The organism is Nocardioides sp. Root190, from assembly GCF_001428565.1.
Lineage (GTDB): Bacteria > Actinomycetota > Actinomycetes > Propionibacteriales > Nocardioidaceae > Nocardioides.
On sequence record NZ_LMIA01000012.1, the window covers coordinates 283,901 to 307,371 of the forward strand.

Genomic DNA, 23,471 nt, shown 5'->3' on the forward strand with positions numbered 1-23,471 from the left:
AGCTCAGTCCCGGGGACTCCCCTGCTGGGCGCGGCGCTCCTGGAGGCGCTGCTCGGCCTCGGCGATGAACTCGAGGCAGGGAGCCTCGCTGGCGGGGTGCCGCTCGCGGAGGTGGAAGGTCCAACGGTCCATGGTCGCCATGAAGCCGTTGTCGTCACCGGGGCGGTAGGCCGACCACGGTCGCTCGCCCTTCGACGTCGTGGTGGTGCACTCGGTGCAGGTGATCTTGTAGACGAACTGCTCCTGCTGGTCGACCTCGATGCGCACCCGCGCCAGGGGACCTGCCTGCGCACCTGCCTTGCGCTCCCGAGCGGAACGGCTCGCCACCATGTCAGCCTCCTGGCCTCGTCGGACCAGCGAGCCTACCGACGCGGTGCCCGCGGTGTCGGACCCCTCCCCTACTGTTCGTCACGTGAGGCACCGATGAGCAAGATGGACGCAGTGCGCGCGATGCGCGAGGCCAGGTACGCCGAGGCCCAGGCCCGGTCGAGCAAGCCCGCCGCCGGCGCGGCGAGGAACGCCCCGACGCCGAAGGCCGCCGCGGCGCCGAAGAAGGCGACCAAGCCGGTCGCAACCCCCGACGCCGCCGGCGAGGACGCCGCGACCGAGGAGCTGTGCGGTCACCGCAACATGAGCGGGCGCACCTGCACCCGCGAGCGCGGGCACTCCGCCAAGTCGCACCGCTACTCCTGAGCGTCGCCCAGCGATCGCTGGTAGGCCCACTCGCGTCCGAGGACCTGGTAGCCCAGCACCTCGTTGACGCCGATCATGTGGTCGTTGGACTCCGCGTTCCACGTGTCGATGGTCGTCAGGTCCGGCGCCGCCTCGCGCAGCCAGCGCAGCATCTCGACCTTGAGCAGCAGGCCCAGCCGGTGCCCCCGGTGGGCCCGCACCACCGACGTGTCGTGCTGGTCGCCCCAGGTCGGGTCCGCGCTGGTCGTGGTCACCACGGTCTGTGCAGCGAGGTCGTCGCTCGGGCGGTGCCGCGCGACGATGCGATGGATCTGCTCGCCCCGGCCAGCCATCGCGGTCTCGTAGGCACGCATCCGGGTCGCGTCGAAGACCTCGTCCTCGTAGTCGAGGTCCCCGATCGGCGCGTCGTTGATCGCCGAGGCCATCTCGGCGAGCGCGTCCAGCCGCTCCTCGGGCGTGGGCACCGGCCACCGCTCCAGGACGTAGTCACGCGCGAACGGCAGCGCCGCGTCGTACCTCTCGTCCAACCTCGGCCAGTCGACATCGGCGAGGACCTGGCGTCGGTTGATCGAGGAGAGCTTGCGCTCGAACCCGTGACGTGAGGCGAAGGCGTCCGCAGCCGCCGACTCCCACGCCTCGCAGCCCACACTCGTGCGCCCCAGCCGCGCCACCTCGCTCAGCAGCTGCTCGATCATCGCAGTGCCGTGTCCCTTGCGACGCTCGTGCGGCAGGACCTCGACACGCAGCCAGGCGAGGTCGAGGTTGTCGTACTCGCTGGTGCCGATCGCGCACCAGCCGACCGCTCGCCCCTCGACCACCGCGAGGTACGGCGTGTCCGGCTCCTCGTCCCAGCCGTGGCGGAACCGACCCGCGCCCAGGGCGGGCGTCTGACGACGGTTCCAGGGGGCATCGGCGGCCGACACGGCGTTCGTCACGGCGGACCAGGTCTCGAGGGCGGCCACGTCGTCGGGGCCGAAGGGATGCAACTCCATGCTCAGCAGCATGCGATGTCGGGGCGCGCGATGCCACTCGATATTCTTGGTCGGTGACGCAGCAACCGGCTCCGCGCCGACGGCACCTGATGGATCCCAACGCCCCACGCAAGGCTCCGGATCCGCGCGACCTCGAGCGACTGCAGCGGGTCCAGCGACGGGTGATCTCGGTGCTGGCCATCACCACGGTCCTGCACCTGGCCGCCGGCTTGGTGATCGCCGCCGACCACGTCGACCCCGACCGCCTCGATGCCCGGATCGGGCTCAACGTCATCGCGTCGGCGTTCATGACCGGCGGCATCGCCGCCACCCTGCTCCTCAATGGCCGCCGATGGCTCTCGCCGTGGCTCCTGCTGGGCCTGGTGCCCTGCCTGGTCGGCCTGTGGTGGACGGTCCTGTGAGAGCCGTCAGTCCTCGCTGATCTCGACCGGGTACACGTCGTGCTCGGTACCCGCGGCGAGCGTGAAGCCCCAGCCGGTCGGGAGCGCGACGTAGGGCCAGATGGCGGGATGCGCCCGGTACATGTCCTGGAGCGTGGCGACCGTGAAACCGACCGTCCTGCTGACCTCCTCGAAGTCGTCGTTCTCGGCGAACACGACCCACCCGGTGTCCCGGCGCGACGCGTCAGCGGGGAACCGGGCGCCGTAGACGAGGAGGGACTGTGGGGTGAGGTTCTTGGCCAGCAGTCCGCTGCCCATCGGCCACGGCGGCTCCGGGCGCGCACCGACCCGGTCGCACACCTCCTGCTGGTCGCTGCGCAGGCGCGGCGGGGCGAGGCGATCCATCGCAGACGACGGGTCCACTCCCGGATTGTCGGGATCGGCCTCCCACTTCGCGAGGAACGCCAGGTAGTCATCGAAGCGGTCGACCCGCGCACCGGTGGCGATCAGGTGGGACAGCGGAATCCGCAGCCGGTCGTTGGGCAGGAGGCGGGTGTGGGTGCCGAACGGGAGGTTGTCCAGAGCGCATTCGACCGTGTCGCCCTCTACCTCCAGCACGATGGCCCACATCCTCTCCACCTGCGCGACGAGGCGGGGGTGGCCTGCCTCGTCGTACGGCGTCAGGCCGTCGCGCACCACGTCAGCGATCGTGGCGACCTGGAACATCGCGCGCACCATGCTCCCGGGCCCCAGGGCGCCGAGCTCCGCCGCGGTCGGCATCGCGAAGGTGTCCGGGTGCTGGGCTGCCGTCGGACGGGGGTCGAGCAGCTCCCATCCACCGTGGGCGAGCAGGGCCGACACGTCCCGGGAATCGGTCATGGCCCCGGAGCGTACCGGTGGGTCGACGCGCGAGCCCGCTCAGGTTCGGCGATCTCCTGCCGACCGGAGGGGCATGGCGGCGACGCGTCCGGTCGAGACGACAGCGGAGACGGTCCACCCCGCCCTGCTCCAGGCGGTGACCCTGACGTTGCGCCCGACCCACGGCGCCCCGGTCACGGTGGAGACGAGGGTCCTCGACGCCGAGCCACAGAGCGACGGCACCGCCACCATCGTGGTCGCCTGTCCGGAGGGCCTGGACCCCCACGAGCACCACTTCGACGCGACCGTCAGCTGGACCTACCCGCTCGGTCGCATGGAGTGCACCGTGAGCACGCGTCCCGGAACCCGGAACTACGGCCGGGTCTGGCTCCTGCGCCCCTCCGCGCCACCCTCACGCCTCCAGCAGCGGGCGTACTTCCGGGCACGCCTCGCCGTCCCCGTGGCCCTCAGCTGGCCGCAGGAACCGCCGACGCCTGACGTGGGCGAGGAGACCGGCGCCCACGAGGTCCTCGGCACCGCGATCGACCTCAGCGAGGGCGGTCTGCTCGCTTCGACCGGTCTGCCGCTGCCTCCGGTCGGCGCCGCCGTCACGGCGACGGTCCGCATCGACGGCGAGAACCTCGAGCAACAGGCCCGGATCGTGCGCCACGTCCAGTTCGCGGGCGGCGGTTCCGGCATCGCCGCGAGCTTCGTCGATCCGACGACCCACGGCGACCGCATCCGCCGGCTCGTCTTCGAGACCGAGCGGCGGCGCCGCCGTCCGCGATGAGTGATCCGCAGTGAAGAGTCCAGCTCAGCCGAGGCGCTCGATGATCGTGACGTTGGCCTGACCGCCGCCCTCGCACATGGTCTGCAGGCCATAGCGGCCGCCGGTGCGCTCGAGCTCGTTCAGCATCGTGGTCATCAACCGCGTGCCGGTCGCACCGATCGGGTGGCCCAGGGCGATGCCGCCGCCGTTGACGTTGACCTTCTCGTGCGGCGCGCCCGTCTCCTTCATCCACGCCAGGGCGACCGAGGCGAAGGCCTCGTTGCACTCGAACAGGTCGATGTCGTCGATGGCGATGCCCGACTTCTCCACCGCGTGCCTGGTCGCCGCGATCGGACCGGTGAGCATCCACACCGGGTCGTCGCCGCGCACGGACAGGTGCACGATCCGCGCCCGCGGGGTGAGCCCGTGGTCCTTGACGGCCTGCTCGGAGGCGATCAGCATCGCCGACGAGCCGTCACAGATCTGGGACGCGACCGCGGCCGTGATCCGGCCTCCCGGAGCGAGCGGCTGGAGCCCGGCCATCTTCTCCAGCGAGGTCTCGCGCGGGCACTGGTCGACCTCGAAGACGGTCCCGTCCTCGAGGGTCAACGGCACGATCTCCCGGGCGAAACGGCCCTCGGCGATGGCGGTCCGGGCGCGCTGGTGCGAGGCCAGGGCGAAGGCCTCCATCTCCTCGCGCGTGATGTCCCACTTCTCGGCGATCATCTCGGCCGAGCGGAACTGGCTGACCTCCTGGTCGCCGTACCTCTTGAGCCAACCCGGCGACTCCGCGAACGGCGTCGAGAAGCCGTACTGCTGACCGGCGAGCATCGCCGAGGAGATCGGGATCGCGCTCATGTTCTGGACGCCGCCGGCGACCACGAGGTCCTGGGTGCCGGACAGCACGCCCTGGGCGGCGAAGTGCACGGCCTGCTGCGAGGAGCCGCACTGCCGGTCGATGGTCACGCCGGGCACGTGGTCCGGCAGGCCCGCGACCAGCCAGGCGGTGCGGGCGACGTCACCGGCCTGCGAGCCGATCGTGTCGCAGCAGCCCAGGATCACGTCGTCGACGGCTCCCGGGTCGACCCCGGTGCGCTCGACGAGCGCCGCGAGGGTGTGGGCCGCGAGGTCGGCGGAGTGCACGCCCGCGAGGGCGCCGCCCCGCTTGCCGACCGCGCTGCGGGCGGCGTCGATGATGTAGGCCTCAGCCATGGTTCTTCCCTTCAACAGCGATCCCGTCGAGCAGGATGCGCACGTACTGATCGGCAATGTCGGTGTGCGTGAGGTCGCGGCCGGGGCGGTACCACCGCACGGCGACCCACACGGTGTCGCGGATGAAGCGGTAGGTGAGCGTCACGTCGAGGTCCGCACGCAGGACCCCCGTGCGCACGCCCTCCTCGATGAGGGTGACCCACACCTGCCGCGACTGCGCGTTGCGGTCGGCGAGGTAGCCGAAGCGCTCGAAGCTCCCGAGGTGGTTGGCGTCGTTCTGGAAGATCGCGACCTCGTGCGGGTGCTTGTCGATCGCCTCGAAGGACACCCGGACCGCGGCCTCGAGCTTGCTGCGGGCGTCGTCCCCGCTGGCGAGGATCGCGTCGTACTGCCCGAACAGCTCCTCCTGGAAGGCCACCAGGATCTCGTCGACCATCGACTCCTTGGAGTCGAAGTGGTGGTAGAGGCTGCCGGACAGGATGCCCGCGGCGTCGGCGATGTCGCGGACCGTCGTGTTGCGAAAGCCCTTCTCCGCGAACTGCTGTGCCGCGATGGCGAGCAGCTGCTCGCGGCGGCTGGGTCCGGCGCCGGTCGGGTCAGGCGTGCTGGCTGCTGACACTGATCACCTCACCGGTCAGGTACGACGAGTAGCCGCTGGCGAGGAAGACCATCACGTTCGCAACCTCCCACGGAGCCGCCGCACGGCCAAATGCCTCGCGCTGCTTGAGCTCGACCAGCAGCTCGGCCGAGGTGACCTTCTCGAGGAACGGATGCATCGCCAGGCTCGGCGAGACCGCATTGACCCGGATTCCGTGCGGTGCGAGGTCGAGCGCGGCACAGCGGGTCAGTGCCATCACGCCCGCCTTGGCAGCGGCGTAGTGCGCCTGGCCCTCCTGGGCACGCCATCCGATCACGGAGGCGTTGTTGACGATGACGCCTGCCTTGCCGGCAGCGACGAAGCGCTGACCAGCAGCCCGGGTCGCACGCATCGTGCCGTTCAGGGTGATGTCGATGACGCGGTTCCACGCCTCGTCGGTGACCTCGAGGATCGAGTCGGTTCCGCCCAGTCCTGCGTTGTTGATGAGGACGTCGACGCCGCCGAACTCGTCGGCCGCATCGAGCAGCGCCTGGACGTCCGCCTCCTGGGTGACGTCGCAGACGAGCTGACGGACCCGCTCGGCGCCGAACTCGGCCGCGAGCGCGTCCTCGGCCTCCTGGAGCCGGCGGGCGTGGGTGTCGCTGAACACGACTGCCTTCGCCCCTTCCTCCAGGGCGCGACGGACGACGGCGGCACCGATGCCGGCACCGGCCGCAGCGGTCACCACGACGACCTTGCCGGCCAGCAGGTCGTGGCCGGGCACGTAGTCAGGGGTGGGCTGCTCGGGACGCAGGGCGGTCATCAGGTTCCCTTCGGTTCACGCGGAAGGCCGAGCACACGCTCGGCCAGGATGTTCTTCTGGACCTCGTCACTGCCGCCGTACAAAGTGTCGGCGCGGGAGAAGAGGAAGAGTCGCTGGTGCTCGTCCAGGTCGTAGCCCCCTGGACCGGCCGGGCCTGTCGACCGGGCCAGCAGACCTTCGGCCCCGGCGACGTCCATCGCCACCTCGCCGAGGGTGCGGTGCCAGTTGGCCCAGGCCAGCTTGAAGATCGAGCCGGCGCCACCCCCGGCTGCGGAGTCCTGCCCGCCCTCGACCAGGGCGAGCGTGCGGAGCGCGAAGGAGCGGATCACGGCGAGCTCGGTCTTCATGGAGGCCAGTCGGTCACGGATGACCGGGTCGTCGATCGCGCCGTTGGCCTTCGCGCGGTCGACGACGGACGCGAGCTCGCGGGCGAATCCGACGGTCTGGCCCAGCGTCGACACGCCGCGCTCGAAGCCGAGCAGGCCCATCGCGACGCCCCACCCGTTGCCGGGCTCCCCCACGACCAGGTCGCCGGCGGTGCGGGCGCCGGTGAAGAAGACCTCGTTGAACTCCGAGCCGCTGGTCAGCTGCTCGATGGGCCGGATCTCCACGCCCTCCTGGTCGAGCGGGACCAGCAGGAAGGAGAGGCCCTGGTGGCGTGCGGAACCGGCCTCGGTGCGGGCGACGACGAAGCACCAGTCGGACAGGTGCGCGAGCGAGGTCCACACCTTCTGACCGTCGATCACCCACTCGCCCGTGCTCTCGTCGCGGCGGGCACGGGTCTGCACGTTCGCGAGGTCGGAGCCGGCATTGGGCTCGGAATAGCCCTGTGACCACAGCTCGCGAACCGCCACGATCTCCGGCAGGAAGCGCTTCTTGTGCTCCTCGGTGCCGAACGCGATCAGGGTCGGCCCGAGCAGCTGCTCGCCGAGGTGGTTGACGCCGGCAGGTGCGTCGGCACGGGCGTACTCCTCGTGGAAGATCACCTGCTGCCACAGCGAGAGGCCGCGGCCGCCGTGCTCGGTCGGCCAGCCGACGGCGGTCCAGCCGTGCTCGGCGAGGTGCCGGTTCCAGGCGAGTCGTTCGTCGTGGGCCTCGTGCTCCCGTCCGGGGCCGCCGAGGCCGCGCAAGGACGCCCACTCGCCGGTGAGGTGCTCGGCGAGCCAGGTGCGCACCTCCTCGCGGAAGGCGCGGTCGGCTGCACTCTCGGTCAGGTCCACACGGGGAGCATACCAAGCAAATGCTTGGTAGGGTGTCGGCGTGGACACGATTCCTGCCGTCCTGCGCCATGCGGCCACCACGTGGAGCGACCGGACTGCCTACGTCGAGGGCGCGCGCAGCCTCGGCTTCGCCGACCTCCTCGAGCGGGTGCGGTGCACCGCCGCGGGCTACCGGGCACGGGGATTCGCACCCGGCGAGCGGGCCGCGATCTGGGCCCCCAACAGCATCGACTGGGTGATCGCCGCCCTCGCCGTCTCCTACGCCGGCGGCACCCTCGTCCCGCTCAACTCCCGCTACACCGGGCACGAGGCCGCGGACATCATCGACCGGTCCGGCGCCACGCTGGTCGTGGTCGCGGACGGCTTCCTCGGACGCCACCAGGTCGAGGAGCTCCGCGCGGCCTCCGGGCTGGCTGGCGTGCGCGACCTCGTCGACATCGCCGACCTCGACCAGGTCGCGGCCGATCCGGGCGACATCGACCGCGTCGCCGACGCCGTCGACCCCGACGACATCGCCGACATCCTCTTCACCTCCGGCACGACCGGACGCCCGAAGGGCGCGATGAGTGCGCACCGCCAGACCGTCGGCGTCGCTCGCACCTGGGGCGAGCTCGGCGGGGTCACCGCCGAGGACCGCTACCTCGTGGTCAACCCGTTCTTCCACTCCTTCGGCTACAAGGTCGGCATCGTCACGGGACTCACCACCGGTGCGACGCTCTACCCGCTGGCCACCTTCGACCTCGAGAGCACCATGGAGCTCATCGAGTCCGAGCGGATCACCGTCCTGCCCGGCGCTCCGACCATCTACCAGTCACTGCTCAACGCGCCCGGGCGCACGGGGCGCGACCTGTCGAGCCTGCGCCTGGCCGTGACCGGCGCCGCCGTCGTACCCGTCGTGCTGATCGAGCGGATGCGTGCGGCCGACGGCCTGGCCATCGACACGGTCGTGACGGCCTTCGGGATGACCGAGGCGGTCGTCGTGACGATGGCACGCCACGGGGACCCGGCCGAGCTGGTCGCCACCACCTGCGGCCGGGCGATCCCGCGGATGGAGACCCGGATCGGCGACGACGGGGAGCTCCTCGTCCGCGGCGACTTCGTGATGCTCGGCTACCTCGACGACGCGGAGGCGACCGCACAGGCGATCGACGCCGACGGCTGGCTGCACACCGGCGACGTGGGCGTCCTCGACGAGCACGGCAACCTCACGATCACCGACCGGCTCAAGGACATGTACATCTCGGGCGGCTTCAACGTCTACCCGGCCGAGGTCGAGCAGGCCCTGATGCGCATGGACGGCATCGACGACGTTGCCGTCGTCGGCGTGCCGGACGAGCGGATGGGCGAGGTCGGCAGGGCGTACGTCGTAGGCCCGGCCGCTGCCGAGGACGTCATCGCATTCGCCAGGGAGCGCCTGGCCAACTTCAAGGTGCCGCGCTCCGTCGAGCACGTCGACACGCTCCCCCGGAATCTCTCCGGCAAGGTGCTCAAGACCGAGTTGAGGAAGAACTGATGGACCTCGAGCTGTCCGAGACCGAACTGGCCTTCCAGGCCGAGGCCCGCGCGTGGCTCGCCGCGAACGTGCCGCCGGAGCCACTGCCCTCCCTCGACACCGCCGAGGGCTTCGAGCTCCACCGGGAGTGGGAGTCCCGGCTGGCCGCCGACCGCTGGTCGGTCGTGTCGTGGCCCGCGGAGGCCCACGGTCGCGCCGCGTCGTTGGTCGAGTGGGTGGTGTTCGAGGAGGAGTACTACCGCGCGGGTGCTCCCCTGCGGGTCAGCCAGAACGGCATCTTCCTGCTGGCGCCGATCATCTTCGAGCACGGGACCGAGGAGCAGCAGGCGCGCTTCCTGCCGTCGATGGCGACCGGTGAGCGCGTCTGGGCCCAGTGCTGGAGCGAGCCCGAGGCCGGCTCGGACCTCGCCTCGCTGCGATCGACCGCGCGCCGCGACGACGACCGCGGGGGCTGGGTGCTGAACGGCCAGAAGATCTGGTGCTCGCGTGCCGCCCTGGCCCACTGGGGCTTCGGCCTGTTCCGCAGCGACCCCGAGGCGCAGAAGCACGCCGGGCTCACCTACTTCCTGTTCCCCCTCGATGCCGACGGCGTCACCGTGCGCCCGATCGCACAGCTCGACGGCGAGGCTGGCTTCGCCGAGGTCTTCTTCGACGACGTCTTCGTCCCCGATGCCGACGTGCTCGGCGCGCCGGGCGACGGCTGGCGCGTCGCGATGAGCACGGCGGGCAACGAGCGCGGCCTGTCCCTGCGCTCCCCCGGCAGGTTCACCGCCGCCGCGGACCGCCTCCTCGCGTCGTACGCCGAGAGGCCCGACCAGCGGGTCGCCGATCGCGTGGTCGACGCGTGGCTCAGGGCCGAGGCCTACCGTCTCTACACGTGGGGCACCGTCACCAAGCTCAAGGACGGCGGCGACATCGGTGCCGCGGGCTCGGTCAACAAGGTGTGGTGGAGCGAGCTCGACATCGCGCTCCACGAGACCGCCCTCGACCTCCTCGGCCCCGACGCCGAGCTGGAGTCGGCCTGGCTCGACGGCTACACGTTCTCGCTCTCCGGCCCGATCTACGCCGGGACCAACGAGATCCAGCGCAACATCATCGCCGAGCGGATCCTCGGCCTGCCCCGCGAACCGAAGGGACTTCAGAAGTGAAGTTCGAGCTCACCGGTGACCAGCAGGACTTCGCGTCCTCACTGGAATCCCTCCTGGTCGCGTCCGACCCCGTCAGCGCAGCCCGTTCGTGGGCAGAGGGCGACCACGCTGCGGGCCTGAAGCTGTGGCAACGGCTCGCCGAGCAGGGTCTGCTGATGCTCGCGACCGAGGCCTCCGCGGTCGAGGTCGCTCTCGCCTTCGAGGCACTCGGCCGCCACGGCGTACCCGGTCCGTGGGTCGAGTCCGCCGCCTACCTGCCGACGGCCCTGGGTCGCGAGATCGACGGCGTCGGCACCGTCGCCGTGCCTCCACTGGTGCCCTACGCGCTCGATGCCGACGCCGCGGACGAGGTCTATGCGACGACGACCGACGGCCTCCTCGCAGGCAGCATCGGCGCTCTGCACATCTCGGTGGACCGCACCCGGCGGCTCTTCGACGTCTCGCCCGACGGGGACCGGGTCGCCTCCGGCGAGTCCCTCGACGCCGCCTTCGACCTGGCCGTGCTGGCCTGCGCCGCGCAGCTGCTCGGCGCCGGCGAGAGGGTGCTGGCCGACTCGGTGACCTACGTGAAGCAGCGCAAGCAGTTCGGCCGCGAGATCGGGTCCTACCAGGCGATCAAGCACAAGCTCGCCGACGTCCGGATCGCACTCGACTTCGCGCGACCCCTCGTCTTCGGTGCCGCGATCGAGCCGACGCCCCGCGCCGTCTCCGCGGCAAAGGTCGCCTGCAGCGAGGCGGCGTACCTCGCGTCCCGCACCGGCCTGCAGGTCCACGGTGCGATCGGCTACACCCAGGAGTTCGACCTCAGCGTGTGGATCACCAAGATCCGCGCCCTGGTCTCCGCCTGGGGTTCACCGGCCGAGCACCGTGCCCGCATCCTCGACTCCCTCCTGGAGGCGTGATGGAGTTCGCGCTCAGCGAAGAGCAGGGCGAGCTGGCCTCGACCGTGCGCGGGTTGCTGGAGAAGCGGGCCGACTCCGCGGCCGTGCGTGCCTCCTCCGTCTCGGAGTCGGGCCACGACGAGACACTCTGGGCGACCCTGTGCGAGCAGATCGGGGTGGCCGCGCTCGGGGTCCCGGAGGAGTACGACGGCGTCGGAGCCACCTTCTTCGAGACCGCCGTGGTGCTCGAGGAGCTGGGCCGCAGCCTGGCACCGTCCCCCTTGCTCGCGACCACCGTCGCGACCCAAGCGCTCCTGGCCGGGGGCAACGAGGACGCGAAGGCCCGTCTGCTGCCGCGGATCGCGGCCGGCGAGATCGCCACGATCACCCTGGGCAACGCGCCCGTCCTCGACGGGGACCGCGCGAGCATCGTGCTCGCGGTCTTCGGCGACGAGCTGGTCGAGGTGGTCGACAGCCAGGCCACGTGGACCGAGTCGATGGACCAGAGCATCCGCCTGGCCAGGCTCGACCTCACCGCCGCCACGACCGTCCCGCTCGGCGACGGACAGGCAGCAGCACGTCGCGCCGAGCTCGTCGGCGCTGCCTCCGTTGCCGCCCTCGCCGTCGGGCTGTCGGACCGTGCCCTCGCGATGACACTGGCCTACGTCAAGGAGCGAGTCCAGTTCGGCCGGCCGATCGGGTCCTTCCAGGCGATCAAGCACCGCCTCGCGGACGTCTTCGCGCAGACCGAGCTCGCCCGCTCGGCGAGCTGGGCGGCGTCGTACGCGCTGGCTGACGATGCCACTGATCCGGCCGAGGCCGACTTCCTGACGCGCACAGCGGCGTCGTACGCCGTCGAGGCGGCTCAGCTGGCTGCGAGCGAGTGCGTGCAGCTGCACGGCGGCATCGCGATCACCTGGGAGCACGACGCCCACCTGGTGTTCAAGCGCGCCCACGCCCTGGGGCAATTGTTCGGCGCACCACACCGACACCGGGCAGCCGTGGAACTCTGAGCAGCCGGCGTCGCGGAGCAGGCGCCTGGTACCCCTCGGGACGCACCACCGCCGAGAACGCGTCCTCGCCCTGCAGCGCGGCGGCGACCGACGGCGCCGCCATCCGGACCACGTCGTCGACGGACGCCGAGGCGAGCGGCTCGAGCTTGAGCACGTAGCGGGTCATCGCCAGGCCGATCAGCTGGGAGGCCACGAGCTCGGCCTTCATCGCCGACATCGCGCGCCGCTCGACCATCGGCTGGAACCTCGGGTTGAGCACGGCCCGGTTGATCCAGCCGTAGAGGCGCGGTGCCTCGGGACCGAGACGTGTGGACTGGCGCACCATCTGCAGCATCCGCTGGCGGGTGCGGGGATGCTCGCAGAGCAGCAGGAAGCGTCGCACCAGTCGGATGACGAAGTCTTCGGTGGGGTCGAGGCTGTGCATGGCCCTCCGATCGTGCCCCAGCACGACCCCGATCGGTCAGCTCACGGGGCTGATGCACTCCGTGGCGTCCACCACAGCGGGCGTCCTGTCGTAGGGCAGCGGGCAGGGATGGACCCGCACCCGGGCCGCGGCACTGCGCGTCGTCGACGTCCGCACCCGGTACCAACGGTCCCCCACGCTGGCGACGCGGACGGTGAAGTCGATCGTCCGCGTGGAGCCGACCCGCGCGGAGGTGACCCGGCTCCACGAGCCGCGCAGCGAGAACCGGACGTCGAGGGTGAGGGTCGTGCCCGACGCCGCACGCGCACGGAGCACGGCCAGCTGGCCGCGACCGACGTGCGAACGCACGGCGCTCACCGAGGGCGAGGTCGCCGCCCGCACCGCGAAGGGCGTCAGCACGGCCGGGTTCGACTGGACCGTGGTGGCGGTCCGGGTGGTCGAGGCCCGGCTGTAGAGGCGGGCGTTGGACAGGAGCTTCTTGATCGAGGAGTCCAGAGGGTGCGCGAGGAGGTAGGCCTTGCCGACGGTCGTCCGCCGCGACGTGACGGCCCAGATGAAGCCGATGTTCGGCGACACCTTGCCGATGAACCAGGGTCCGCCACTCGCGCCACCGTTGAGCGGGCACGGGATGAACGCGTCACCGGAGGAGTCGAGCGGGGTCGCGCTCCCTGTGCAGCGCCGCACGGTCTGCCCGTCGTACGGCGCCTCGGCGGGCCAGCCCCAGATGTGGATGTCGGTCTGGCGGGCCGGGAAGTTCCAGGCCAGACCGTTGCCGCCCACGACGTCGACGAGGTTGCGACCGCTGCGGGGCGCGACCTCGATCAGCGCCTGGTCGTAGTCGAGGTCCTCGCTCTGGACCCACTGGCGGTGGGTGATCGCCCGCGTGCCGACCCACGAGCCGTCCGGCGCCGTACCGTTCGCGTAGCGCGGGACGAAGAGGAACTTGGTGAAGTAGGCCGGGCAGTTCCGCAGCAGACCGCACGGGTTGCGCGGCCCGGTGTGGGCGCAGTGGGCCGCGGTGATGATCACGTTCTTCTGGGCCGTGTTGACCGATGCGGCCGAGCACACCGCATCACCCTGCGGCGTGCGGAAGAAGAGCTTGCCGACCGAGCGCGGCGAGGCGAGCCCGGCCCGGGCACGCACCCGGGACGTCGCGGGCGGACCCGGGTCGATCAGGTCGCCGGCAGCGTCGAGGTCCAGCGGGAGCGCGGATCTCATCCGGCTCCCGGTCCAGTAGGACCGGACCGCACCAGGATCGAGGTCGACGGCGACCACGTCGGGCAGTCGCGACGACGTGGGCGAACCCGTCGCGCGTCCGGAGGCGGGCACCAGCAACAGCACCGCGACGAGAGTCGTTCCGAGCATCGCCGCACAGCAGCGCAGAGCATTCTTCGTCACGCCGACCCCCCAAGGCCTACTGAAACCAGGAGGCCACCGTACGACAGATCGACCCTCAGGAGTCGGTCGTGCGGTAGCGACCCTTGAAGTAGAGCAGCGGCTCGACCGTCTCCGCGTCGGGACCGTGCTGCTCGAGATGCTCGACCCGCCCCACGACGATGAAGTGGTCACCGCCCTCGTAGACGGCGTGGATCGTGCAGTCCAGGTGAGCGAGGGTGCCGGCGATGACCGGCGACCCGGTGCCCGCGCCGGGCGTCCAGTCGATGCCGGCGAACTTGTCGACACCCTTGGTCGCCATCTGGGTCGACACGTGCTCCTGGTCGGCGGCGAGGACGTTGACGCAGAAGCGGCCCGAGCGCTGGATCATCGGCCACGCGCGCGAGCTGCGCGCCGGGATGAAGGTGATCAACGGCGGATCGAGGGAGACGCTCGAGAAGGACTGGCACGTCATGCCGACCGGCTCGTCGCCGCTCATCGTGGTGATGACGGTGATGCCGGAACCGAAGCACCCCAGGACGTCGCGGAAGCGACGGGCCTCGGCCTGCGCCTGCGGGTCGTCGTGGACCGCGACCTCGTCGCCGGGACGGAGCTCGAAGTCGACCTCCGCGTCCCCGAGCCAGGACTGGATGAGGTCCGGATGGGGCCAGGTCGCCCGTGCGTCCGGGCTGATCCCGTCGGGAACCTCGCCCCCGGAGGAGGTCTCGTTGTCTGCCGCCACGGTGTCCACGCTATCCATCCCGATCCACCATCACCGTCAGTGTCCGCCGAAGACGTGGCCCCAGTAGGACACCGCCGTCGACTCGCGGGCGACCCAGCGGGTGTCGTCCACCTGCATGCCGTCCGTGCCGAACTCGATGTCGAAGCCGCCGGGCGACTTCACGTAGAACGAGACCATCTCGTCGTTCATGTGGCGACCGAGCGTGGCCGAGAGGGGCGCACCGTTCTTGCGAACGCGCTCCAGCGCACGGCCCACGTCGTCGAGCTGGTCGACCTCGAGCATCACGTGCACGCACTTGCTGGCATTCGGCATCGGCAGGAACGCGAGCGAGTGATGACGCGGGTTGACCCCGAGGAAGCGCAGCCAGACCTTGCTGCCGGGCTCCTTGCCGACGAACTCGCCGGGCATGCTCATGGAGTCACGGAGCCGGAACCCGAGGACCTCGGAGTAGAACCGCAGCGCCTCGACGTCATCAAGGACCGGGACCACGATGTGGCCGAGGCCCTGGTCACCGGTGACGAACTTCGCGGCGTACGGCGTCACGACGGGCCGCGACTCGTAGGTGATGCCGTGGTAGAGCTCGAAGACGTTGTCCCACGGGTCGCGGAACCGGACGAGCTCCTGCACGCGGCGCTCGGCGAGCTCCTCCTTAGTGCCCTCCTCGAAGTCGACGCCGGCCTTCTGGAGGTGCTCGCGCGCCTCCTGGAGTGCCTGGTGGTCCGCGACCTCCCAACCAGTGCAGTCGAGCAGGTCGACGTCGGAGGGGAACACCACGATCCGTGCGGAGACCTCGTCGACGCGCCAGTACTGGTGATCCGGGTTCGGACCGCGCCCCTCGGCCAGGCCGAGGACCTTGCCGGCGAACTGCTTCCAGGCACCGAGGTCGGTGCTCGCGACCCGGATGTAGCCCATGGACCGGATGTCGATGGTCATGACTTCGTCCTCTCGACGTGTCGGGCGAGGAACGCCGTGCAGATCTCGGCGAACTCGTCGGCCGCCTCGATCTGGGCCCAGTGGCCGCAGTTGGGGAACACGTGCAGCTGGGCCTTCGGGATCTGCTTGAGTGCGACCAGGGCGCCGTCGAGCGGGTTGACCCGGTCCTCGCGGCCCCAGGTGAGCAGGGTGTGCTTGCGCAACCGGTGCGCCTCGCGCCAGAGCATGCCGTCCTCGGCCCACTCCGGGTTCCAGAACGATGCCCCCATCGACCTCATCGCCTCGAGCGAGCCCGGTGCCGTGGCGTCGGCGAACCGTTCCTCGACCAGCTCGTCGGTGACCAGCGACTTGTTGACGACCATGGTCGAGATGAACGCCTTCAACGCCTCACGGCTGGGGTTCATGCTGAAGTCCATCAGCCGCTGGACGCCCTCGGTCGGGTCGGCGTGCATGAGGTTGAGCGACAGGCCGCCCGGGCCCATCAGCACCAGCCGGCCGACACGGTCGGGGTACTCGAGGGCGAACCTCATCGCCGTACCTCCGCCGAGCGAGTTGCCGAGCAGGTGGACCCGCTCGATCTGGAGCTCGTCGAGCAGCTGCAGGAGGTAGGACGCCGAGTGGCGGAAGTAGTTGGCCTTGACCTCGGGCTTGTCCGAGGAGCCGAAGCCCGGCTGGTCGACCAGCAGGGTCCGGAACTGGGCCGCGAACCGGGGCAGTGCGGAGCCGAAATTGCTCCACGCGGATGCGCCCGGACCGCCACCGTGCAGGAGCACGAACGGCAGTCCACCACCCACCGACGAGCCGCCGTCAGGGCCGGCCTCGTAGTAGTTGAGGGTGATGTCGCCGGCCTTGGCCGAACGGCGGGTCGCTTCCTTGCTGCAATCCAATCCGCTGGCCATCAGTACATCCCGGGGTCGACCTTGTGGCCGAACTGCTGGGCGCCGTACATCTGCAGGGCACGCTCCGGGTCGTTCGCGGCGTGCACGCGGCCGGCGTGCGCGTCGCGCCAGGCGCGCTGCAGGTAGGTGCCCTCGGCGAGCGCACGACCACCGGACGCCTCGAACAGGGAGTCGATGGCCTCGATCGCACGGGAGGTGCCGAGCACCTGGTCACGGCGCACCCGGAGCCGCAGCTCCAGCGGGATCTGCTCGCCGCGGGCGACATGGGCCTGCTCCTCACGGATGTTGCTGATCAGCAGCGCCCACGCGGCGTCGATCTCGGAGGACGACCGGGCGATCCGGACCGCGGCGAAGGGGTCCAGGGACGCCTTCTCACCGAGGTACGCCGCACGGACGCGCTTCTGCTGCGTCTCGACGTGCTCGGCGTAGGCGCCCTGCGCCATGCCGATGATCGGCGTGGCGATCGTCGAGGTGAAGATCGAGTGGAACGGCAGCTTGTAGAGGTCGCTGGTGTTGACCTCCTGGCCGGGGCCCTTGCACTGGCCGGTCTCCCCCATGGAGAGCGTGAACGCCTCGGGGATGAAGGTCTCCTCCACCACGATGTCGTTCGAGCCGGTGCCGCGCAGGCCGACGACGTTCCAGACGTCGACGATCTGGTACTTCTCGCGGGGCACCAAGAACGTGCGGAAGTCGACGATCTGGCCCTCCTCGTTGAAGACCAGGCCACCGAGCAGCACCCACGAGCAGTGGTCGCTGCCGGAGGAGAAGCTCCACTTGCCGGAGAGCTTGAAGCCGCCCTCGGTCAGGATCGCCTTGCCCGTCGGGGCGTACGACGACGACAGGCGGACCGTCTGGTCCTCGCCCCACACGGCCTGCTGCGCCTCGTCGGCGAACAGCCCGATCTGCCAGGGGTGCACACCCACGACGCTGGAGACCCAGCCGGTGGAGCCGTCGGCGGAGGCGATGTCGCGCACAGCGGTGTAGAAGGCGACCGGGTCGGCTTCGTAGCCGCCGTGCCGCTTCGGCTGCAGCAGCCGGAAGAATCCGGTCTCCTCGAGCTCCTTGATCGACGCGTCGGGGATCACCCGGAGGCGGTCACCCTCCTCGGACCGCTCGCGGAACGTGGGGAGCAGGTCGCGGACGCCGTCGAGAACGGCGGTGACCTCGGGAGAGAAGTCCTGGTGCATGTGCGCTCCTAGTGGATGGATCGAATGACCCAATACTAGAACACGTTCTTATTTTGGTCCACGCGCCACTCCCGGTGAGCGCGACGGGCTGTCGCTGGGACGGCTCTCGGCCGACCTCAGCGCCTCGACGAAGGCCGGGTGCACACCCGTGAGGACCAGGTCACCATCGCGTGTCAGCCTGATCCCGACCGTGTTGGTCGCCCGTTGGTCGAGGAGGCCGCCCGCGGCCGTCTCGAGACCCCTGTCCGCGCTGCACCCCGCTCCCCCGTCAGCTGCGATCGGTCGGTGGTTCCGTTCCGAAAGGCAGCGACGAGGAGGTACGGCGGAGGGCGGGTTGCGCTGTCGTGGCCCGTTGGTCGAGGAGGCCGCCCGCGGCCGTCTCGAGACCTCTGTCCGTGCTGCAACCGCCTGCTCGTGTTCGGGTTCCGGCACCGCTTCACCCGGTCTCGAGACGGTCGCTGCGCGACCTCCTCGACCCACGACAGGCGCGAGATCCCACCTTGCAGCTTCAACCGCAATCAAGATGAATCGCACGGTGTGCCGAACATGACGCGTACGGTCTGGTCCATGACCGCGTCGCCTGAGGCCAAGTTCGCACCCATCGGAGCACTACGGGGTGGTGTGGCTCTGATGGTCCTCGGCGCGTTGATGGTCTGGGGACCCGTCGACTCGATCCCTGCCTTGATCTCGGTCGGGACGATCTTCCTGGGTGGCTTTCTGGTTGCGATCGCCATGGGCATCCGAATGCTGCGCCCGTAGCCGTGCGTAGTCTCAGGACAACAGCGGGTTGAGCTTGACGGTGCAGACGACGACGCCGTCGACCTCGAACTCCTTGATCGTCGTGAACTTCCGCCACGGATCGCGCCGCCAGTCCATCAGCGTGTAGATCCCGAAGTCGGGCTTGCCCTCGGGCAGCACGCGCAGGTCGTCGCCGAGGTAGGGCTCCAGGGCGCCGTCGGAGCCCCAGCGGTTCTGGACGGTCGCCCAACGGTCGTCGCTGTAGTCGCGCCAGTGGTCGCGGACCCAGAGGACCGCCTCGCGTCCGCAGACGCCCCAGTAGTCGGTCTCGAACTCGCTGTGCTGCTTTGCGAAGCCACCCGAGGCGGCGTTGAAGTACATGTACTCGTAGGGGTAGATCCGGGCGACGCCGACGAGCACCTGCACCTGCGCAGCCACCACGACCGCGACCGCCACCCCGGCCGACCAGGTCCGCCAGCGGGCGCCATCAGCGTGGGCGAGCAGCCAGCCGACACCGAGGACCAACGCCCAGGCGGCGAGCAGCAGCATCGGTGGAATGACGAACACGAAGTGGCGCAGGCCGTTGTAGAGGGTGGGACGCATCGCGACGAGGGCGAGGACCGGCAACAACCACGCGGCGACGAGCAACAGGTCGGCGGAGGTCCCCCGACGTCGTACCAGCGCGACGACGGCCAGCGCGGTGCCCGCCAGGGCCAGCAGGACGGTGAGCCACGGCGAGCCCTGCCACAGCCAGGTCGGCACGTAGGTGCGCGGCAGCTGCTCGGCCTGGATCATCTCGCCGCCGAACATGATGGCGTCGTCCCACGGGTACTTCGACATCGACGCGATCGAGTCCGGCAGGCCACCGATCGGGTTGAGGAAGACGTAGGGCCAGGTCGCCAGGATCGTCGCGTACGACGCCAGCGCGATCACCCCCGTGCCGATCGCCGCCCGGCGGAGCGTGGGCCGGGACCAGCCGGCGCGGACCAGCCACGCGACCACGAGCAGCCCGAGCACCGGCACCCACAGCAGTGCGATCACCCGGATCGCCATGGACAGCCCGAGCAGCACCCCGACGGCGGCGAGGTCGCGCCACGGCATCCGGTCGGGCTCCTCCTCCCAGCGTCGTGCGAGCCGCAGGGTCGCCCACAGCAGCGCCAGCATCGCGACGGCGAGCGGCAGGTCCTTGGAGTTGTTGAAGATCGCGCCGGTGTAGCGCGGGTAGAGCGCCAGCGCGAGGGCCGCGGTGAACGCGAACCACCACCGCCCCTGCTCACCGATGCGGCGCGAGGAGCGCGCGATCTCGAGGGCGCACAGCGCCATCAGCGCAATGCCGAGGACCCCGGTCAGACCGCAGACGATCGACCGCACCGTCCACGGGTCGGCGTCGAACACCCGGCCCAGCGTGGACTGGAAGAGCGCCACGACCGTTTCGAAGAACGGGCCGTGCTGCGGCAGCTGGGTCTGCTCGGGGTAGTCCAGGAAGCCGCGGTCCCCGCCGAAGCTGAGGTACCAGTCGAGCACGCGGTGGCCGTAGTCGTTCTGCAGGGGCTCGTCAAAGGTCCGTCCGTGGACCTCGCCCTGCGTCAGGACGAAACCGAGGAGGAGACAGAAGAGCAGTCCGAGAAGGACCTGCGGAACACGACGGAGCACCCCGTGAGGATAGGTGCCCCACAGTGAGCCCACAGGGAGGCGCCCCGGATGGTCACACCGTGACAGGCGACTCCGACTCCTGGGCGGCCTTGAGCTGGAGCGCGATGTCGATCAGCTGGTCCTCCTGGCCGCCGATGAGCTTGCGCTTGCCGGCCTCCAGCAGGATCTGGGCACCCGAGACACCGAACCGCTCGGCGGCGTTGCCGGCGTGCTTCAGGAACGAGGAGTAGACCCCGGCGTAGCCCATCATCAGCGTCATCCGGTCGAGCTGGCACTCCTCCGGCATGGCGGGCTTGATGACGTCCTCGGAGGCGTCGACGATCTTGAGGAAGTCCACGCCGGTGGTCCAGCCGAGCTTGTCGGCCACACCGACGAACGCCTCGAGGGGCGTGTTGCCCGCACCCGCACCGAAGCGCCGTACGGAGCCGTCGATCTGGGTCGCACCCGCACGGGCGGCGACCACGGTGTTCGCGACACCCAGGCCGAGGTTCTCGTGGCCGTGGAAGCCGACGTCGGCCTGGTGGCCGATCTCGGCGACCACGGCAGACACGCGGTCGGCGGTCTGCTCCATGATCAGCGCGCCGGCCGAATCCACGACGTACACGCACTGGCAGCCGGCGTCGACCATGATCCGCGCCTGCCGGGCCAGGACCTCGGGCGGCTGGGTGTGGCTCATCATCAGGAACCCGACCGTTTCCAGGCCGAGCTCGCGGGCGAGTCCGAAGTGCTGGATCGAGACGTCGGCCTCGGTGCAGTGGGTCGCGATCCGGCAGATCTGGCCGCCGTTGTCCTGGGCAGCTCGGATGTCGTCCTTGGTGCCCAGGCCCGGGAGCATCAGGAAGGCGATCTTCGCGCGCTTGGCCGTCTCGGCCGCGATCTTGATGAGCTCCTGCTCCGGCGTGCGGGAGAAGCCGTAGTTGAACGAGGAGCCGCCCAGGCCGTCACCGTGGGTGACCTCGATGACCGGCACACCGGAGTTGTCCAAGGCCTCGACGATGTCGTGCACCTCAGTGGCGGTGAACTGGTGGCGCTTGTGGTGCGAGCCGTCGCGCAGGCAGGTGTCGGTCAGCCGCAGGTCGAGGGTGCCGAACGGCTTGTCGCCGTGGGTTCCGGACCAGGTGCGGGTCAGGTCGTTCAGGTCAGTCATCTCAGTTGCCCTTCTCGGCCAGCAGGTGGCGTGCGATGTTCTCGCCGACCTGCGCAGCGGCGGCGGTCATGATGTCGAGGTTGCCGGAGTACGGCGGCAGGAAGTCCCCCGCGCCCTCGACCTCGACGAAGATCGAGACCCTGCGGCGCCCACCGGTCAGGTCGGAGGGCCCGTCGAACTGGGGCTCCTGGAGCAGGCGGTAGCCCGGGACGTACTGCTGGACGGCCTTCTCCATGCGGTGCACCGACTCGGAGATCGCATCGGTGTCGGCATCGGGGTCCACGGCGCAGAAGATCGTGTCGCGCATGATCATCGGCGGCTCGGCGGGGTTGAGGATGATGATCGCCTTGCCCTGCGCGGCGCCACCGATGCTGACCACACCCGCCGAGGTGGTGCTGGTGAACTCGTCGATGTTGGCCCGGGTCCCGGGACCGGCGCTGACCGAGGAGACCGAGGCGACGATCTCGGCGTACGACACCGGGGTGACCCGCGAGACGGCGTTGACCATGGGGATGGTGGCCTGGCCACCACAGGTGATCATGTTGACGTTGAGCGCGTCGACGTGCTCGAGACCGTTGACCGGCGGGATCACCGCCGGACCCACGGCGGCCGGCGTCAGGTCGATCGCACGGATGCCGGCCTCGGCGTAGCGCGGCGCGCAGGCACGGTGCACGTAGGCCGAAGTGGCCTCGAACAACAGGTCGGGCAGCTCGTCCTGCCCCAACAACCAGTCGACACCCTCGTGACTGACCTCGAGGCCCTTGTCGGCGGCAATCTTCAGACCCTCGCTGGATGGGTCCACACCGATCATCCAGCGCGGCTCGACGACATCGGAGCGGAGCAGCTTGAAGAGCAGGTCCGTGCCGATGTTGCCGGGACCGACGATGGCGGCCGTCAGCTTCTTTGCACTCACGTCTTTACTCCTCGAACGAGACGGTCAGGGGCGCGAAGCCACTGATGGACGCCGTGACCCGGTCACCCGGGACGAACGGCACGAAGGGGCCCAGGGCCCCGGACAGGATGAGGTGGCCCGCTCGGAGCGGGTCACCGAAGCGGGCCGCCTGCACGGCCAGCCAGCGCAGGGCCTCGAGCGGGTCGCCCAGGCACGCCGCGCCAGTGCCCGATGAACGCTCCACGTCGTTGATGGTGAGTGACATCGTCACGTCGCGCGGCTCGATCCCGCCCTCGCCGTGACCACTGAGCGGGAGTCCGTCCCGTCCGATCACGAACAGACCGCTCGACGCGTTGTCGGCGACGGTGTCGGTGAAGCCGATGTCCCAGTTCTCGATGCGGGAGTCGACGATCTCCAGGGCCGGCAGCGCCATCTCGACCGCGTCGCGCACGAGCTCGAGGGTGATCTGGTCCTCCGGCACGTCGATGTCGCGGGCCAGCACGAAGGCGACCTCGGCCTCGACGCGCGGCTGCACGAGCGTGCGCATCGAGATCGGCACGCCCCCCGCGCCGTCGCTCACGTCCATGTCGGACAGGAGGTAACCGAAGTCGGGCTGGTCCACGCCGAGCTGCCGCTGCACCGCCTCGGAGGTGGCGCCGATCTTGCGCCCGACCACGTGGACACCGGTCGCGGCGATGCGCGCCTGGACGAGGCCCTGCTGCACGGCGTACGCGGCGGGGAGGTCGTCGGTGCCGATGAGGTCACGCACGGCGGCGCACGGTACGCGGGTCGCCTGGGCGGTGGCGAGCCGGTCGACGGCGGCCGCGACGGCTTCGGTTGAGGTCACCCGGACATACTAGAACGTGTTCTACGTCGGCGCACGGACTGTCCTACCCCGCGTCGACGAGCGTCGTGACGGCACCCAGCTCGGGGTCCCACCGGCGCAGCCCGGCCAGCACCAGCTCCCCTCCCCCGTGGGCGAGCACCTCGAGGGCGCGCGGCACGTCGGCACGCAGGACCCGACGCGCCAGGGTCACGTGCGGCAGCCAGCCGGCCGGGTGACGGTCCGGCACCTGCGCCCGGACCGCGAGCACCCGGCGCAGGACGGTGTCGTCGACGTCGACCGCCCGGGCGATGGTGACCCGCTCACCCCCGAGCAGCAGCAGCCCGGACAGTCGCGCGGCGACGGGGAGGAGTCCGCCCAGCCGGACCTCGGCGACGTCCAGCGCCTCCTGGGGCAGCAGTGGCGCGGAGACCACCGTCACGTGCGGGGCGTTGCTCGCCCCGCGGTGGTCGAGCTGGGAGGGCAGTCCCGCGTCGCGCAGCGCCTGCCAGTCGTCGAGCAGCGCAGATCTGCCGGCCTCGTCGGGCACCAGCTCGAGCGCATGAAGTCTCACCACGGA

At 70.4% G+C, this 23,471-nt stretch carries 26 protein-coding genes; 8 read left to right on the forward strand and 18 right to left on the reverse strand.

Translation table 11 applies throughout. The features are described from left to right. Positions 1 to 3 precede the first annotated feature (3 nt). The gene (locus ASE01_RS19795; protein ID WP_056756490.1) at positions 4 to 330 is read right to left on the reverse strand and encodes a hypothetical protein; all 327 of its coding nucleotides are present in this window, start codon (positions 328 to 330) and stop codon (positions 4 to 6) included. A gap of 93 nt (positions 331 to 423) precedes the next feature. On the opposite strand from ASE01_RS19795, the gene ASE01_RS19800 reads away from it, so the two are divergent. Further along, positions 424 to 693 (forward strand): hypothetical protein, encoded by a 270-nt coding sequence (locus ASE01_RS19800; RefSeq protein ID WP_056756493.1) that lies wholly within the window; start codon positions 424 to 426, stop codon positions 691 to 693. On the opposite strand, the gene ASE01_RS19805 is transcribed toward ASE01_RS19800, so the two are convergent. Further along, the gene (locus ASE01_RS19805) at positions 684 to 1,685 is read right to left on the reverse strand and encodes a GNAT family N-acetyltransferase (RefSeq protein WP_162260321.1); all 1,002 of its coding nucleotides are present in this window, start codon (positions 1,683 to 1,685) and stop codon (positions 684 to 686) included. The two genes, ASE01_RS19800 and ASE01_RS19805, sit on opposite strands and share 10 nt — an antisense overlap. Positions 1,686 to 1,738: 53 nt before the next feature. On the opposite strand from ASE01_RS19805, the gene ASE01_RS19810 reads away from it, so the two are divergent. After that, positions 1,739 to 2,086, forward strand: a complete 348-nt coding sequence (locus tag ASE01_RS19810) for a hypothetical protein (protein WP_157537604.1) — start codon at positions 1,739 to 1,741, stop codon at positions 2,084 to 2,086. Between the two features lie 6 nt (positions 2,087 to 2,092). Here ASE01_RS19810 and ASE01_RS19815 read toward each other — a convergent pair whose 3' ends face one another. Then, on the reverse strand, positions 2,093 to 2,944 hold the full coding sequence (locus ASE01_RS19815) for a hypothetical protein (protein WP_162260322.1): 852 nt from the start codon (positions 2,942 to 2,944) through the stop codon (positions 2,093 to 2,095). Between the two features lie 73 nt (positions 2,945 to 3,017). On the opposite strand from ASE01_RS19815, the gene ASE01_RS19820 reads away from it, so the two are divergent. After that, positions 3,018 to 3,713, forward strand: a complete 696-nt coding sequence (locus ASE01_RS19820) for a PilZ domain-containing protein (RefSeq protein WP_056756505.1) — start codon at positions 3,018 to 3,020, stop codon at positions 3,711 to 3,713. A 24-nt stretch (positions 3,714 to 3,737) separates the two neighbouring features. On the opposite strand, the gene ASE01_RS19825 is transcribed toward ASE01_RS19820, so the two are convergent. Genes ASE01_RS19825 through ASE01_RS19840 form a run of 4 tightly spaced genes read right to left on the reverse strand, consistent with a single transcriptional unit; the run spans position 3,738 to position 7,524 of the window. Continuing rightward, positions 3,738 to 4,904, reverse strand: a complete 1,167-nt coding sequence (locus ASE01_RS19825) for an acetyl-CoA C-acetyltransferase (protein WP_056756508.1) — start codon at positions 4,902 to 4,904, stop codon at positions 3,738 to 3,740. After that, positions 4,897 to 5,523, reverse strand: coding sequence for a TetR/AcrR family transcriptional regulator (locus ASE01_RS19830; protein WP_056756511.1), 627 nt, complete (start codon positions 5,521 to 5,523; stop codon positions 4,897 to 4,899). The genes ASE01_RS19825 and ASE01_RS19830 overlap by 8 nt, the downstream gene beginning before the upstream one ends. Then, the gene (locus ASE01_RS19835) at positions 5,501 to 6,304 is read right to left on the reverse strand and encodes an SDR family oxidoreductase (protein ID WP_056756512.1); all 804 of its coding nucleotides are present in this window, start codon (positions 6,302 to 6,304) and stop codon (positions 5,501 to 5,503) included. Before ASE01_RS19835 ends, ASE01_RS19830 begins: the two co-directional genes overlap by 23 nt. Then, entirely contained in the window at positions 6,304 to 7,524 is a 1,221-nt protein-coding gene (locus tag ASE01_RS19840; protein ID WP_056756516.1) for an acyl-CoA dehydrogenase family protein, read from the reverse strand. The genes ASE01_RS19835 and ASE01_RS19840 overlap by 1 nt, the downstream gene beginning before the upstream one ends. Positions 7,525 to 7,564: 40 nt before the next feature. Between ASE01_RS19840 and ASE01_RS19845 the strand changes: the two genes are divergently transcribed. The 4 genes from ASE01_RS19845 to ASE01_RS19860 are packed head-to-tail and all read left to right on the forward strand — an operon-like array spanning position 7,565 to position 12,079. Beyond that, positions 7,565 to 9,037 carry a FadD3 family acyl-CoA ligase gene (locus tag ASE01_RS19845; RefSeq protein ID WP_056756519.1) on the forward strand — a complete coding sequence of 491 codons (1,473 nt, stop codon included), beginning with the start codon at positions 7,565 to 7,567 and terminating at the stop codon, positions 9,035 to 9,037. Beyond that, entirely contained in the window at positions 9,037 to 10,185 is a 1,149-nt protein-coding gene (locus tag ASE01_RS19850) for an acyl-CoA dehydrogenase family protein (protein WP_056756523.1), read from the forward strand. The genes ASE01_RS19845 and ASE01_RS19850 overlap by 1 nt, the downstream gene beginning before the upstream one ends. Then, complete coding sequence (locus tag ASE01_RS19855; protein WP_056756526.1) at positions 10,182 to 11,087, forward strand: acyl-CoA dehydrogenase family protein; 906 nt, start codon at positions 10,182 to 10,184, stop codon at positions 11,085 to 11,087. Before ASE01_RS19850 ends, ASE01_RS19855 begins: the two co-directional genes overlap by 4 nt. Beyond that, the gene (locus ASE01_RS19860) at positions 11,087 to 12,079 is read left to right on the forward strand and encodes an acyl-CoA dehydrogenase family protein (RefSeq protein WP_056756529.1); all 993 of its coding nucleotides are present in this window, start codon (positions 11,087 to 11,089) and stop codon (positions 12,077 to 12,079) included. Before ASE01_RS19855 ends, ASE01_RS19860 begins: the two co-directional genes overlap by 1 nt. Here ASE01_RS19860 and ASE01_RS19865 read toward each other — a convergent pair. Genes ASE01_RS19865 through hsaA form a run of 6 tightly spaced genes read right to left on the reverse strand, consistent with a single transcriptional unit; the run spans position 12,009 to position 17,638 of the window. Beyond that, positions 12,009 to 12,503, reverse strand: coding sequence for a hypothetical protein (locus tag ASE01_RS19865; protein ID WP_056756532.1), 495 nt, complete (start codon positions 12,501 to 12,503; stop codon positions 12,009 to 12,011). The genes ASE01_RS19860 and ASE01_RS19865 overlap by 71 nt on opposite strands. Before the next feature lie 36 nt (positions 12,504 to 12,539). Next, on the reverse strand, positions 12,540 to 13,901 hold the full coding sequence (locus ASE01_RS19870; RefSeq protein WP_157537610.1) for a trypsin-like serine peptidase: 1,362 nt from the start codon (positions 13,899 to 13,901) through the stop codon (positions 12,540 to 12,542). 55 nt (positions 13,902 to 13,956) lie between these two features. Beyond that, the gene (locus ASE01_RS19875; RefSeq protein WP_235536112.1) at positions 13,957 to 14,619 is read right to left on the reverse strand and encodes a flavin reductase family protein; all 663 of its coding nucleotides are present in this window, start codon (positions 14,617 to 14,619) and stop codon (positions 13,957 to 13,959) included. 36 nt (positions 14,620 to 14,655) lie between these two features. After that, entirely contained in the window at positions 14,656 to 15,552 is an 897-nt protein-coding gene (gene hsaC, locus ASE01_RS19880; RefSeq protein ID WP_056756540.1) for an iron-dependent extradiol dioxygenase HsaC, read from the reverse strand. Next, positions 15,549 to 16,451: a 4,5:9,10-diseco-3-hydroxy-5,9,17-trioxoandrosta-1(10),2-diene-4-oate hydrolase gene (hsaD, locus tag ASE01_RS19885; protein WP_056756543.1), complete on the reverse strand. Its 903-nt coding sequence runs from the start codon at positions 16,449 to 16,451 to the stop codon at positions 15,549 to 15,551. Before hsaD ends, hsaC begins: the two co-directional genes overlap by 4 nt. Continuing rightward, the gene (hsaA, locus tag ASE01_RS19890) at positions 16,451 to 17,638 is read right to left on the reverse strand and encodes a 3-hydroxy-9,10-secoandrosta-1,3,5(10)-triene-9,17-dione monooxygenase oxygenase subunit (protein ID WP_056756546.1); all 1,188 of its coding nucleotides are present in this window, start codon (positions 17,636 to 17,638) and stop codon (positions 16,451 to 16,453) included. Before hsaA ends, hsaD begins: the two co-directional genes overlap by 1 nt. A gap of 567 nt (positions 17,639 to 18,205) precedes the next feature. Here hsaA and ASE01_RS19895 point away from each other — a divergent pair. Then, the gene (locus ASE01_RS19895; RefSeq protein WP_157537612.1) at positions 18,206 to 18,397 is read left to right on the forward strand and encodes a hypothetical protein; all 192 of its coding nucleotides are present in this window, start codon (positions 18,206 to 18,208) and stop codon (positions 18,395 to 18,397) included. A 12-nt stretch (positions 18,398 to 18,409) separates the two neighbouring features. Here ASE01_RS19895 and ASE01_RS19900 read toward each other — a convergent pair whose 3' ends face one another. Genes ASE01_RS19900 through ASE01_RS19920 form a run of 5 tightly spaced genes read right to left on the reverse strand, consistent with a single transcriptional unit; the run spans position 18,410 to position 23,468 of the window. Then, the gene (locus ASE01_RS19900) at positions 18,410 to 20,029 is read right to left on the reverse strand and encodes a hypothetical protein (protein ID WP_056756549.1); all 1,620 of its coding nucleotides are present in this window, start codon (positions 20,027 to 20,029) and stop codon (positions 18,410 to 18,412) included. A gap of 52 nt (positions 20,030 to 20,081) precedes the next feature. Beyond that, complete coding sequence (gene dmpG / locus ASE01_RS19905; protein WP_082606246.1) at positions 20,082 to 21,176, reverse strand: 4-hydroxy-2-oxovalerate aldolase; 1,095 nt, start codon at positions 21,174 to 21,176, stop codon at positions 20,082 to 20,084. A gap of 1 nt (position 21,177) precedes the next feature. Further along, on the reverse strand, positions 21,178 to 22,089 hold the full coding sequence (locus ASE01_RS19910) for an acetaldehyde dehydrogenase (acetylating) (RefSeq protein ID WP_056756553.1): 912 nt from the start codon (positions 22,087 to 22,089) through the stop codon (positions 21,178 to 21,180). 4 nt (positions 22,090 to 22,093) lie between these two features. Then, complete coding sequence (locus ASE01_RS19915; RefSeq protein ID WP_056756557.1) at positions 22,094 to 22,915, reverse strand: 2-keto-4-pentenoate hydratase; 822 nt, start codon at positions 22,913 to 22,915, stop codon at positions 22,094 to 22,096. 43 nt (positions 22,916 to 22,958) lie between these two features. Beyond that, the gene (locus ASE01_RS19920) at positions 22,959 to 23,468 is read right to left on the reverse strand and encodes a 2'-5' RNA ligase family protein (RefSeq protein ID WP_157537614.1); all 510 of its coding nucleotides are present in this window, start codon (positions 23,466 to 23,468) and stop codon (positions 22,959 to 22,961) included. Between the last annotated feature and the right edge of the window lie 3 nt (positions 23,469 to 23,471).